This is a genomic window from Ideonella sp. (genome assembly GCF_035254525.1).
GTDB lineage: Bacteria > Pseudomonadota > Gammaproteobacteria > Burkholderiales > Burkholderiaceae_C > Ideonella.
The window spans coordinates 44156-56911 of record NZ_DATFAN010000064.1 but is presented as its reverse complement, the minus strand read 5'-3'; the positions used below and the strand labels follow the sequence as shown (position 1 = coordinate 56911).

Here is a 12756-nt window from a genome sequence, read left to right as displayed (position 1 = left end):
ACGCTCCAGAGAGGCTCCCCATGAAAGGCGACTTCACCCGCTTCGGCTTCGATGCCGGCAAGCACTACAGCCGCGTGCTGCACCAGCAGGGCCGCGTGGCGCTGGACGCCGATGCCAACGAGGCCTCCGCCATCCTGCTGCACCACCTTCGCCTGCTGACGCGCGACCTGTTCGGCGCCGCCGGCGGCCCGCCCGACAGCGGCTTCGCGCTGAGCCTGGACAAATCGGCCAGCCCCGCCGCGCTGCTGCTCGGCCCGGGCCACTACTACGTGGGCGGCATCCTGTGCGAGAACGAGCACTGGGCCGACTACGCCCACCAGCCTGACCGCACACCCGCCCCGCCGGTGAACAACCAGGGCGGCGACGCGCTGCTGGCCTGGCTGGCGCAGCCCTCGGCCGACCAGGCCTTCTGGCTCTACCTCGACGTGTGGGAGCGCCACGTCACCTGGATCGAGGACGACTCGATCCGCGAGCCCGCGCTCGGCGGCCCCGACACCTGCACCCGCGCCAAGGTCGTCTGGCAGGCCAAGGCCCTGCCCTGGGACCGCGGGCAATGGGGCGACCCGCACGACAACAACGACGCCTGCGGTGCACCGATGGCCACGCTGCCGAGCAGCACCGGCCGCATGGCCGCGCAGCTCGACCCGCGCGCGGCCACCACCGACCCGTGCATCGTTTCGCCCGGCGCGGCCTACCGCGGCGCCGAGAACCACCTGTACCGTGTGGAGGTGCACCGCGGCGGCAGCGCGGGCACGAGCGGCGGCGCGAGCTTCAAGTGGTCGCGCGAAAACGGCAGCGTGGCCACGCGCTGGCTGGGCAGCGGCAGCAGCGGCGACGCGCCCACGCTCACCGTGGCCAACCCCCGTGGCTTCACCGCGGGCGACTGGGTCGAGCTCTCGCACGACGCGCTGGACCTGGCCAACGAGCCCGGCCAGCTCGTGCGCGTCGCGGTGGTCGACGGCGACCAGCTCGTGCTCGACGCGGCCAGCGTGCCCGGCGGCGCGCTGATGGCCTGGTCCGAGGCCCTCGTCAACCCCAAGCTGCGCCGCTGGGACCAGCGCAGCAGCGACATCGTCGCGCTCGACGAGGGCGCGGTGCCCATCGTCGAATCGCCCGACTCGCCGTTGAACTGGCTGGACCTCGAAGACGGCATCCAGGTCGCCTTCGAGGCCGGCGGCAGCTACCGCAGCGGCGACTACTGGTTGATCCCCGCGCGCGTGGCGACCCAGGGCATCGACTGGCCGCCCCCCGGCGGCGACGACGGCGCGATGCAGCCACCCCAGGGCATCGTGCACGCCTACGCCCCGCTGGGCGTGCTGGTGTTCGACAGCGCCGACGGCCTGGGCATCGTCAGCCAGTGCCGCCATTGCCTGGGCCTCGGCCAGGTGGAATGCACGCTGCCGACGCCCCCCGAGCGCGGGCCGCGCGACATCGCGCTGGAGCGGCGCCCGACGCGCCGGCTCGCGGCCTCGCCGGCACCGGCAAGCCCGTCGCGTGCGGCGCGCCCCAAGCCGGCGGCCCGGAAGACCAGCCGCTGACGCGCGCGCCCGAGCTAGGGATGACCGGCGGGCGACCCTGGGCGCACACTCGCCATCCGGCCCGCCGCATGGCCGCGAGGAGGCGCCCCATGATCGACCTCGGCTGCTTCGACCCCGATGTCTCCGACGCTGCCTGCAGCGCCTACTGCCGGGAACTCGAGCGCATCACCCGCTTGCCCCTGGCCGAGGTGAAACCCGGCGTCGACAAGCTGGGCATCCACCGCCGCGCGCCCGCCTCGTCCGGCGAGATGAGCGTGGCGCAGGTGCAGCAGGCGCTGCGGCAGACCGGCTTGTTCCCCGGCGGCAAGGTCGACGGCATCTGCGGCTACCGCACCCAATCGGCGATCCGCCTGTTCCAGGAGGTCGTGCGCTCGGCCGAAGGCCTCGGCGGCGTGCCCGACGGCCGCTTCGGCCCCACCACCCAGGCCCACCTGCAGCGCTGGCTGGCCGGCGGCCTCGCCAGCACCTGGGCCCCTCGCATCGCCCAATGGCGCGCCGGCTCGAACGACCTCGGCGAGTACAGCGCCTGGCTCGATCTGCTGACCCGAACCCGCGGTGCGCAGCGGGCCAGCCCGGGCCGCGTGCAGCGCATGGTCGAAGCCTTCGGCGGCGCGAGCGACACGCGCAAGCTCGCCGAGTGGGACGTCGACGGCAGCGGGTCCACCCACCTGATCGGCATCCGCCGCGAGGAGTTCAGCGGCAAGTTCGACGACATCTTCGTGCTGCTGGTCAAGGGCCTGGTGTTCAAGTTCCAGGGCACGACCGAACCCGGCGCCACCAAGGATCCGCGCGGCCTGCCCTTCCTCGTGCCCGGCCAGCACGACTACCACTTCGGCTGGCACCAGCACACCTACCTGGCGCTGCGGCCGCAGGGCGCGGGCGTGCTGGTGGCGCGCTCGGCCAACGGCAAGCGGCTGGACGATGCCGACCTCGCCAAGGGCCTGGAGCCCAACGCGACGATCAACATCCACTGGGGCGGCAAGGGCATGACGCGCGACGTGGGCGGCTGGAGCGAGGGCTGCCAGGTCATCAACGGCTCGGTCTACCTGAACCCGGACGACGAGCTGGTCGACTGCTCGGGCTTCGCCGCCACCAACCAGGCCGAACTCGCCGGCAACCCGGCCAAGACGCGCGGCGCCTACAACGTGCTGGTCGACCTGGTCACCGCGCTGGCAAGCGACCTGCCGGCCAGCGCGGTGAAGTACACCCTGCTCACCGAGGCCGACCTCGCGCACTCGCCCGCACTGGCCAGCGGGCTGGCCGCCGCGCGCGCGCGTGTCGTCAAGGCGGCGGGTTAGGCCTGGCGGCGATTCCGGCCGCGGCGCGTTACTTCTCGACGAACGCGCGCTCGATCACGTAATCGCCCAGCTCGCCCTGCCGCGGGCTGATCTGGAAGCCGCGCGCATCGAGCAGCTTGCAGCAGTCGGTCAGCATGGCGGCGCTGCCGCAGATCATCGCGCGGTCGACCGCGGGGTCCAGCGGCGGCAGCCCGAGGTCGCTGAACAGCCGGCCCGACTCGATCGCGTCGGTCAGACGGCCCTGGTGGCGAAACGGCTCGCGCGTCACCGTGGGGTAGTACAGCAGCTTGTCGCGCACCAGCTCGCCGATGAATTCGTTGGCCGGCAGCTCCTGCTGGATGAACGTCGCATAGGCCAGCTCGCTGACCTGCCGCACGCCGTGGGTCAGCACGACCTTGTCGAAGCGCTCGTAGGTCTCCGGGTCCTGGATGATGCTGATGAAGGGCGCCAGCCCGGTGCCGGTGGACAGCAGGTACAGGTTGCGCCCGGGCCGCAGGTCGTCCAGCACCAGGCTGCCGACCGGCTTGCGCCCGACGATCACCTCGTCGCCGGGCTGCAGGTGCTGCAGGCGCGAGGTGAGCGGCCCGTCGGGCACCTTGATGCTGAAGAACTCCAGGTGCTCTTCATGGTTCGCGCTGGCCACGCTGTAGGCCCGCAGCAGCGGCTTGCCTTCGACGGGCAGGCCCAGCATCACGAAATGCCCGTTGCGGAATCGCAGCCCGGGGTCGCGCGTGGTGCGAAACGAGAAGAGCGTGTCGTTCCAGTGGTGGACGTGCAGCACGCGTTCGGTGGCGAGTTGGGACATGGTCGTTCGGTCAGGGGTTCAGGCGGTGGTGGCGGCCGGATGGCCGAGTTCATGCAGGTAGGCCCAGGGGTAGATGCCGCGCCCGTGGCCGTCCGAGAACACGAGGTTCAGGCCCTGGTCCGAGATCGGCTGGATGGCCGCCAGGCGGATAGCCGGCGCCACCTCCGGGTGGCCGCCTTCGGTGCGATGGCGCTGCTGGCAGCCCGCGCAGCGGCAGCGCGCGCGCAGCAGGCCGTGCGGCAGCCGGCTCGCGCTGCCATCCGGCCAGCGCAGCTCGAGCACGCCGCTGGCCTGGTGGTCGACGATCGCCTGCGGAAGCCCTGTGGCGCTCACATCAGCGCCCTCATGCCGTCGTGGCCGAACTGGTGGTCCATGCCCTGCAGGCCGGCGTTGCCGAGTTCGCCGTCCATCGCGGCCAGGCTCTCTTCGCGGATCAACGCCTTCAGCCGGCGCACCAGCGCCTGGAAGGTCGGCGACGCGGTCATCTCCGGCGTGCGCGGACGCGGCAGCGGGATCGGGATCTCGGCCTTGATGCGCCCCGGCCGCGCGGTCATCACGTAGACCTTCTCGGACAGGAAGATCGCCTCCTCGATGTCGTGGGTGATGAACAGCACCGACAGCTGGGTCTGCTGCCACATGTTGGTCAACAGCTCCTGCATCACGGTTCGCGTCTGCGAATCGAGCGCGCCGAAGGGCTCGTCCATCAGCATCACCTGCGGGCTGGTCGCCAGCGCGCGCACGATGCCCACGCGCTGCTTCATGCCGCCCGAGAGCTGGTCGGGGTAATGGTTCTCGAACGCCAGCAGGCCGGTCATGCCGAGCAGCGAACGTGCCGCGGTCTCGCGCTGGTGCTGCCCGACGCCTTTCATCTTCAGGCCGAACTCGACGTTCTTGCGCACCGTCATCCACGGGAACAGCGAGTACTGCTGGAACACCACGCCGCGGTCGGCGCCAGGGCCGCCGATCGGCCGGCCGTCGAGCAGCGCCTCGCCCTCGCTGGGCTGCAGGAAGCCGGCGACGATGTTGAGCAGCGTCGACTTGCCGCATCCTGACGGGCCGATGATGCTGACGAATTCGCCGGGCTTGACCTCGAGCGACACGCGGCTCGCCGCTTCGGTCGTCTGGCCGTTGCGGCCGAAGCGCACCGACACGTCGTTGATCTGGACGTGGCCCTTGCGATCGACGGCGGCACTCATCGCACACTCCCGGCACGCGCGCCGCACGACAGCCACGGCGTCATCGAGCGGCCCACCAGCCGGATGAGGCCGCTGCACATCAGGCCCAGCACGCCGATGGTGATCATGCCCAGCACGATCTCGGGGTACGAGATCAGCGAGTAGGCCTCCCAGGTGAAGTAGCCGATGCCGAACTGGCCTGAGATCATCTCGGCGGCGATCAGCGAGACCCAGGCCACGCCCATGCCGACCGCCAGGCCGGTGAAGATCTGCGGCGTCGCCCCGGGCAGCACCACGTGCCACATGATCTGTCGCTCGCGTGCCCCGAGGCACTGGCTGGCCCGCAGCAGCACGTCGTCCACCGCCTGCACCCCGCTCACGGTGTTGAGCAGGATCGGAAAGAACGCGCCGATGAAGGTGATGAAGACGATGCTCACCTCGTTGTCGGGCCACAGCATGATCGAGATCGGCACCCAGGCGATCGCCGGGATGGGGCGCAGCACTTCCATCGCCGGGAACAGGAAGTTGCGTGCCCGCCGGTATCGACCGATCAGCAGGCCGAGCGCCACGCCGAGCACCGTGGCCACCGCGAAGCCGATGAAGATGCGGCGCACGCTCATGCCCACGTTCTTGATGAACTTCGGCGACGCGTTCACTTCGACCACCTTGGACAGCACCTCCATCGGCGTCGGGATGTTGGTGAAGCGCACGTACAGATCCAGCTTGTAGGTCGTGGCCAGGTGCCAGAACAGCACGATGCACAGCATCGAGCTCGCCGCCATCAGCCATGCCGGTGCGCGCTCGCGCAGCGCCTGCCAGGCTCGTCGGGACGGGCCCGGCACCGCGGCAGCCGGCACGGCCGGGGCCACCGGCGCAGGCAGGCTGCGCTCGGGGCGGGCCGGCGGCGGGTCGTCGGGCGCTGGCACTTCATGAAACAGGCGTTGCGCGGCGGTGGACATCGTGGGCTCCTCGGTGTCAGAGGCCGGCGGCGGCAAGCGCCTCGGGGTAGGTGGCCAGCCGGCCGCCGATGGCCGCGGCCTCGGCCTGCGCATCCTTGCGCAGCAGGAACGGCACGATCTGGGGCTTCTTGGCGTTGCTCGTGTTCACCGCATAGAACGCCTTGTCGGCGAACAGCTTGATGCCCAGCGCCTTGTCGTTCAGATAGGCCACCTTGACCTTCTTCTTCTCGCCGGCCGCCTTGTTGATGGCGGCCAGCGTGCACACCGGCGACGAGTAGGCCGCGATCGGCGCACCGTCGATCCACACCTCGCCGGCTTCCTTGGGGCGCGTGATCGGCGTCTTGCACAAGGTGTCGGTGCCGCCGATGTCGTAGTTGGCCAGGGTCTGCTTCTGGGCGTCGTAGTCGAGCTTGAGCTCCTGGTAGGCCCGGCGCACGTAGGTCTCGTTGACCCAGGCGTTGATGTCCAGCGGCTTGACGCGGTTCAGGCGGGTCAGCACCTCATGCCCGACCTTGATGGTGTCGAGCCAGCGCGGCTTGATGGTCGGATCCAGCGTGTGGATGCCGCCCGGGCCGAGGTAGAGGTAGGCCACCTCCTTCTCGATCTTGGTCCACTGCTCGATCTTCGCGGCCGCCGCCGTCGGGTTGCCGCGGACCCAGTTGTCGGCCTCGATCAGCGCCTTGATGTAGGCGACCACCACTTCGGGGTATTCGGTGGCGAAGTCCTTGCGCACGACCACGCCGTGGAAGGTCGGGACCTTGGTCTCGGCGCCGTCGAAGATCTTGCGGGCGAAGCCACGGTAGGGCAGCAGGTCGGCGAAGGGCACGAAATCGGCGTGCGCGTCGATCTTCCTTTCCTGCAGGTTGGTGGTGCCGACCTCGGGGCTCTGGCTCACCAGGCTCCAGTACTCCTCCGTCCACCCTCTGGATTGCATCGCCTGCAGCAGCATGCCGTGTGCGGCGGAGCCGAAAGGCACCGAGACCGCCTTGCCCTTGAGGTCGGCCAGTTCGTAGTACGGCGAATCCTTGTGCACCACCACGCCGTTGCCCGAGCCGAACGCGTTGTAGGCGATGATGGCCACGAGCTGCGTCTCGTTGCCCGGCTGCGCCTGGCCGGTGGCGCCGTTCACCAGCAGCGGGTAGTCGCCCATCATCCCGATCTGCAGCTTCTTGGCCATCATGCCGTTGGTGATCGGCGGGCCGGAGGTGAAGTTCTCCCAGTCGAGCACGAAGTCGATGTCCTTGTACTTGCCGGTGTGGGGCAGGTACTTCTCGATCAGCTTCAGCTCCTTCAGCACCACGCCACCCGTGACGGTGTTGGTGGTGGTGTTCTGCGTGCCGATGCCGATGACCAGCTCCTGCCGCGCGAGGGCCGGCAGCGTCGCGGCAAGGGTCAGCCCAAGGGCCGCGCAGGTTCGCAAGACGATGTGCATCATGAACAGTGGCTCCGTGAGGGTGGGATCGCGTTCGTCTCCTCCGATTGCAAGACAGGTGCCACGGCGTGTGGTCGCTGGTGCGCTCGCGGCGCGGCTGTCTCGTCGGGCTCGGTGGGGCGTGGGGTCATGGGCTGGCCAGGCTCGGCGGCGCCTCGAGGTGGGCGCGCTTGTCCGCCACGCCCGCCCATTGCTCGGCATCCGGCAGGGGCTCGCGGGCCTGGCTGATCACCGGCCATTGCGTGGCAAGACGGGCGTTCAGCGCGACGAACCCGGCCTGCGCCGGCGGCACCTCGGTGTCGGCGACGATCGCGCCGACCGGGCACTCGGGCACGCAGACGGCGCAGTCGATGCACCCCTCGGGGTCGATCACCAGGAAGTTCGGCCCCTCGTGGAAGCAGTCGACCGGGCAGACCGACACGCAGTCGGTGTACTTGCATCGAATGCAGGCTTCGGTGACGACGAAGGTCACTGGACTACCCTCCGTGCTGCGCACTGCGGGATGAGCGCTTCGGAGCGGCCGGGCGCGCTCATGAGCCCGCTCCTTCGGACCGGGCCTTCTGCGCCAGGCCGATGGCGGTGAGCGCCAGCCGCGCGAGCTTGCGCACATCGGGGTCGGGGTCGGCGAGCGCGCCTTCCAGCGGCGTGATCGCGCGCGTGTCGCCGATTTCGCCGAGTGCGATCACCGCCTCCTTGCGCAGGTTGCTGATGCTGTGGGTCAGCGAGGCCACGAGCGCCGGCAGCCCGGCCTCGGCCTTGAGCAGGCCCAGGCTGCGCGCGGCCTTGACGCGCACCTGCCAGTAGTCGTCCTGCATCGCGTGCACCAGATCCGGTATCGCCAGGGCGAGGCGCAGCTTGCCGAGCGTCTGGGCGGCCTCGTCGCGCACCATCCAGGCGCCATCGGCCAGCGCGCGGGTCAGGGCCGGCAGCACGCTGACCGTGCTGGCGTACCCGAGGGCGCCGACGGCGATGCGGCGCACCTCGCCGTCGGGGTCGTTGGCCGCCACCTCGGCCAGCTCGCCGATGGCGGCCGGGTCCTTCAGGTAGCCGAGCACGCCGACCGCCTCGCGGCGCACCGCCGCATCGGCGTCGCGCAGCGATTGCATGGCCGGGACGAAGGCCTGCGGCGCACGCAGCGCGCGCACCGCACGGAATGCCAGCGCCCGCACTTCGGCCGGGCCGCTTTGCAGCATCGGCAACAACGGCGCGACGGAGGCCGTGTCCTTCAACTCGGCCAGCACCTCGCCGGCCGCCAGGCGCACGCCGGCGTCGGCATCGAGCAGCATGGCCGCCAGCGCCTGGACCACCTCGGCCTCTTCGAAACCTTCGAGGGCGCGGACCGCCTCGGTGCGGACCTGCGCGTCGCTGTCGGCCAGGCGCGGCAGCAGCAGCGGGACGATGTCGTCCTCGTCGCTGTAGGGCAGGTCGATGACGGCCAGGCGCCGCACGGTGGCGTCGGGGTCGACCAGACGGTCGGCCAGGGTCGGGAGACCGGTGTGCATGGCGGCCCCCTCAGCGCAGCAGGTAGGGAATGTCGACCGTGATCGCGCCGGTCGGGCAGTCCTGCTCGCAGGGCAGGCAGTACCAGCACTCGTCGAACTTCATGTGGGCCTTCTTCGTCAGCAGGTCGATGGCCAGCACGTCGAGCGGGCAGACATCGACGCAGACGGTGCAGCCCTTCTCGGCGATGCACCTGGATTCGTCCACGCGGACGGGCACTTGGGTGAGGGTGGCGGCAAGGGTCATGGCGGCTCCTGGTGTCGGTTCAGGCTTCAGGCGTCGGGCATCAGGCGGCTTCGGCGCGGCTGGCGACGCGCAGGCGCTGGTAGGCGGTGCGCTCCTCGTCGTCGATCGGCACGATGTAGGGCTCGACCGCCTTCTTGCGCAGCGCGATGCGGCCCTGCGCATCGCGGCTCAGCAGCGAGTGGCAGAACCAGTTCTCGTCGTCCCGCTCGGGGTGGTCGACGTAGTGGTGGTACAGGCCCCAGCGGCTCTCGGTGCGGAACATCGAGGCGTGCGCGGCCATCTCGGCGCAGTCGAGGATCGAATGCGCCTCCATCGCGCGCATCAGCTCGTGCGCGTTGCCGGCCGACATCGAGGCCATGTCCTCGCGGATCTCGCCGAAGCGGCGAAGGCCGATCTCGTACTTGCTGGTGACCTTGGGCGGCTGCAGGTAGTCGTTGACCAGGCGGCGCGTCTTGTACTCGATCTGGTACGGCGTCAGCCCGCCCTGGCGCCGCAGCGGCGCGAGGATGCGCTCGCCTTCGGCGGCCTGCACCGCACCATCGACCGCCGCGTGGCCGACCTCGGCGCAGTAGGCCGCAGCGTTCTCGCCGCACAGCTTGCCGTAGACGAAGGCGCCGAGCATGTAGTTGTGCGGCACGCTGGCGCAGTCGCCGGCGGCATAGAGGCCCTTCACCGAGGTCTCGCCGCGCGCGTTGATGTGGATGCCCGAGGCGCTGTGGCCGCTGCAGAAGCCGATCTCCGAGATGTGCATCTCGACCATCTGCTTGCGGTAGTCGTTGCCGCGCTTGTCATGGAAGCGGCCGCGGCTGGGCCGCTCGTTGCTGTGCAGGATGGTCTCGATCTCCTGGATCGTCTCCTCCGCCAGGTGGTCGAGCTTGAGAAAGACCGGGCCGTTGCCGCTGAGCAGCTCGTTGTAGAACTCCTGCATCATCTGGCCGCTCCAGTAGTCGCACTCGATGAAGCGCTCGCCCCTGGCGTTGGCCGTGTAGCCGCCCAGCGGGCCGGTCACGTAGGCGCAGGCCGGGCCGTTGTAGTCCTTGATCAGCGGGTTGATCTGGAAGCACTCGAGGTTCGCGAGGTCGGCCCCGGCGTGGAAGGCCATCGCGTGGCCGTCGCCGCAGTTGGTGGGGTTCTCGTAGGTGCCCATCAGGTAGCCCGAGGCCGGCAGACCCAGGCGCCCCGCGGCACCGGTGCAGATGACCGCCGCCTTGGTGCGGATGAGGTAGAGCTCGGCCGTTCGGCAATCGAAGCCCATGACCGCCGCCACTTCGCCGCCCGGCCCGGTCAGCACCCGCGTGACGACCACGCGGTTGGTGATCTCGACGCGCGCCCGCTTGAGCTGGCGGTACAGGATGCGCTTCATGTGATGCCCCTCGGGCATCGGCAGCACGTAGGCGCCCAGGTGATGCACCTTGCGCACCGAGTAGTCGCCGGTCTCGTCCTTCTCGAACTTGACGCCCCAGCGGTCCAGCTCCTGGATCATGTCGAAGCTGCCGGCGGCGTAGGCCATCACCGCCTCCTGGTCGACGATGCCGTCGTTGGCGACGGTGATCTCCTTGACGTACTGCTCCGGCGTCGCGTGGCCGGGGATGACGGCGTTGTTCAGGCCGTCCATGCCCATCGAGATTGCGCCGCTGCGCTTCACGTTGGCCTTGTCGATCAGCAGCACGCGCAGCTTGGGGTTGCGCTCCTTGGCCTTCACCGCGGCCATCGGGCCGCCGGTGCCGCCGCCAATGACGACGAGGTCGAACTCCAGGTCTATGGTCTTCATGGGTCGCTCCTAGGTGCGGTCGATGCGCAGGCGGTACTGGAAGGCGTCGCCGCGGTAGTAGAGGAATTCGAAGTCGACGGGCTGTGCGTCGGCATAGGTCAGCCGCTCGATGCGCAGCAGCGGCGAGCCCTCGGCGATGCGAAGCTGGCGCGCCAGGAACTCGTCGGCCGAGATCGCTTCGATCTGCACGTCGGCATGCGTCAGGTGCAGGCCGAAATCGTTCTCGAGGATCACGAAGATGTCGCGCGTCGGCAGGTCTTCCTGCGCGAGGCGCTCGCCCAGCGCGAGCGGGAAGAAGCTCTGGTCGACCGAGATCGGCTCGCGGTTCAGGTAGCGCAGGCGCTGGATCTCGTACACCGCATCGCCCTGCCCCAGTTGCAGGCGGCGCGCGACCACCTCGCTGGCCGGCACCTGGCGCATGCTGAGCACCTGCGAGAAGGTCTCGTAACCCGAAGGCGCCATGGCCTCGCCGAAGCCCTGCAGGCGCGACAGGTTCTGGAAGGCCTTGGGCTTGGCGACGAAGCTGCCCTTGCCGGGCACCTTGAAGATCAGCCCCTCCTTCTGCAGATCACCCAGCGCCTGCCGGATCGTGATTCGGCTGACCGAGAACGCCTCCATCATCTGGCTCTCGGAGGGCATCTGCGAGTGCGGCGCGTAGGTGCCATCGAGCACGCGCCGTCGAATGATTTCGCGGATCTGCGTGTGCAGCGGCACCGACGACATAGGCACGACCTGCGTGTCCCTTGCCGCTGGTTTCGCCGACTTGCGAACTGGATTCATCGCGCCCGACCTGACTTGTTATGACGAGTCATGTCTAGCAGTTCGCGTGCCAAGGTTTGATGTGAATCAACGGCGCGAGTCTTATAGAGGGAGATCGCGGTTCGACCACTCGAAGAGTGATAAGGGGGCGAGGCAAGCCGGTGCACCGCAGCAAGGGCCGACGCACCGGTTTGCGTCGGCGAGTCACTTCCTTGGTGCCGTGGCTCAGCCGAGCAGCGCCGTCACGCCGCGGTTGATCAACGCGCCGCCGCCGACCAGCCACGCGAACAGCGCGAGCGCCAGCAGCAGTGGCCGGGTGCCGGCCTGGCGCAACGCGCCGAGGTGGGTGGACAGGCCGAGGGCGGCCATCGCCATCACCAACAGCGCGGTGTCGATCTCGTTGACCGCCGCCACGGTGGAGGCCGGCAACCAGTGCAGCGAGTTGAACAGCACCACGCCGACGAAGCCGAAGGCGAACCAGGGCACGGCGAGCCGGCCCGGGCCCTCGGCTTCGCCATGCACCGGCGCCGCGCCCCGCGACGGCGCGCGGCCGAGCCAGGCCGACAGCATCACGAGAAACGGCGCCAGCATCATCACCCGCACCATCTTCGCGATGACCGCGGCATCGGCCGCGCCCTCGCCGACCGAGCGCGCGGCCGCCACCACCTGGGCCACCTCGTGGATGGTCGAGCCCACGTAGACACCGAAGCCCTGGGCACCGCCCGGGATCAGCGACCAGTGCCGGTTCAGCGCGAACAGCAGCGGGTACAGGAAGACCGCCAGCGTGCCGCACACCACCACGGTGGCCACGGCCACCGTGACCTGCTCGGCCCGCGCCTTCACGACCGGCTCGGTCGCCAGCACCGCCGCGGCGCCGCAGATCGAGCTGCCCGCGCCGATCAGCATCGCGGTCCGCCGGTCCAGCCCGAGCCCGCGGATGCCCAGCCAGCAGGCCAGCGCGAAGGTCGAGCCCAGCACCAGCGCATCGATCAACACCCCCGCCGCGCCGACATGGCCGATGTCCTGCACGGTCAGGCGCAGGCCGTAGAGCACGATCCCCAGCCGCAAAAGGCGCAGCCTCGCGAAGTGAACCCCGGCGTTGCCGGCCGCCGCGAAGCGCGGATAGAGGGTGTTGCCCACCAGCATGCCCAGCGCGATGGCCACCGTCAGCGCGCTGAAGCCGTGGCCCTGCAGCCAGCCGATGCGCCCGAGCGCCATGCTGATCGCGGCCAGCGCGGCGCTGAGCACCAAGCCCGGGAGCAGGCGGCGCCAG

General features: G+C 69.9%; 13 protein-coding genes. 2 read left to right on the top strand and 11 right to left on the bottom strand.

Going from position 1 to position 12756, the window contains the following annotated elements; translation table 11 throughout:
• The first annotated feature begins 20 nt into the window (after positions 1-20).
• Positions 21-1538, top strand: coding sequence for a DUF6519 domain-containing protein (locus VJ693_RS06275; RefSeq protein ID WP_324152655.1), 1518 nt, complete (start codon positions 21-23; stop codon positions 1536-1538).
• An 89-nt stretch (positions 1539-1627) separates the two neighbouring features.
• Positions 1628-2836, top strand: a complete 1209-nt coding sequence (locus VJ693_RS06270; protein ID WP_324152654.1) for a peptidoglycan-binding protein — start codon at positions 1628-1630, stop codon at positions 2834-2836.
• Between the two features lie 28 nt (positions 2837-2864).
• Here the strand turns inward: VJ693_RS06270 and VJ693_RS06265 are convergent, their stop codons facing one another.
• The 11 genes from VJ693_RS06265 to VJ693_RS06215 form a co-directional block, all read right to left on the bottom strand.
• Positions 2865-3641: a ferredoxin--NADP reductase gene (locus VJ693_RS06265; RefSeq protein ID WP_324152653.1), complete on the bottom strand. Its 777-nt coding sequence runs from the start codon at positions 3639-3641 to the stop codon at positions 2865-2867.
• A gap of 18 nt (positions 3642-3659) precedes the next feature.
• Positions 3660-3974: a DUF971 domain-containing protein gene (locus tag VJ693_RS06260; RefSeq protein ID WP_324152652.1), complete on the bottom strand. Its 315-nt coding sequence runs from the start codon at positions 3972-3974 to the stop codon at positions 3660-3662.
• Positions 3971-4837: an ABC transporter ATP-binding protein gene (locus VJ693_RS06255; RefSeq protein ID WP_324152651.1), complete on the bottom strand. Its 867-nt coding sequence runs from the start codon at positions 4835-4837 to the stop codon at positions 3971-3973. Before VJ693_RS06255 ends, VJ693_RS06260 begins: the two co-directional genes overlap by 4 nt.
• A complete protein-coding gene (locus VJ693_RS06250; RefSeq protein ID WP_324152650.1) occupies positions 4834-5775 on the bottom strand; it encodes an ABC transporter permease in 942 nt (313 codons plus the stop codon). Before VJ693_RS06250 ends, VJ693_RS06255 begins: the two co-directional genes overlap by 4 nt.
• 16 nt (positions 5776-5791) lie before the next feature.
• Positions 5792-7210: an ABC transporter substrate-binding protein gene (locus VJ693_RS06245; protein ID WP_324152649.1), complete on the bottom strand. Its 1419-nt coding sequence runs from the start codon at positions 7208-7210 to the stop codon at positions 5792-5794.
• 124 nt (positions 7211-7334) lie between these two features.
• Positions 7335-7679: a ferredoxin FdxA gene (gene fdxA, locus VJ693_RS06240; protein ID WP_324152648.1), complete on the bottom strand. Its 345-nt coding sequence runs from the start codon at positions 7677-7679 to the stop codon at positions 7335-7337.
• 58 nt (positions 7680-7737) lie between these two features.
• Entirely contained in the window at positions 7738-8709 is a 972-nt protein-coding gene (locus VJ693_RS06235) for a HEAT repeat domain-containing protein (protein ID WP_324152647.1), read from the bottom strand.
• A gap of 10 nt (positions 8710-8719) precedes the next feature.
• A complete protein-coding gene (locus VJ693_RS06230) occupies positions 8720-8953 on the bottom strand; it encodes a ferredoxin family protein (protein ID WP_324152646.1) in 234 nt (77 codons plus the stop codon).
• Positions 8954-8993: 40 nt separating this feature from the next.
• Positions 8994-10724: a fumarate reductase/succinate dehydrogenase flavoprotein subunit gene (locus VJ693_RS06225; protein WP_324152645.1), complete on the bottom strand. Its 1731-nt coding sequence runs from the start codon at positions 10722-10724 to the stop codon at positions 8994-8996.
• A 9-nt stretch (positions 10725-10733) separates the two neighbouring features.
• Positions 10734-11447 carry a GntR family transcriptional regulator gene (locus tag VJ693_RS06220; protein WP_324152644.1) on the bottom strand — a complete coding sequence of 238 codons (714 nt, stop codon included), beginning with the start codon at positions 11445-11447 and terminating at the stop codon, positions 10734-10736.
• A gap of 261 nt (positions 11448-11708) precedes the next feature.
• On the bottom strand, positions 11709-12701 hold the full coding sequence (locus tag VJ693_RS06215; RefSeq protein WP_414652236.1) for a YeiH family protein: 993 nt from the start codon (positions 12699-12701) through the stop codon (positions 11709-11711).
• Between the last annotated feature and the right edge of the window lie 55 nt (positions 12702-12756).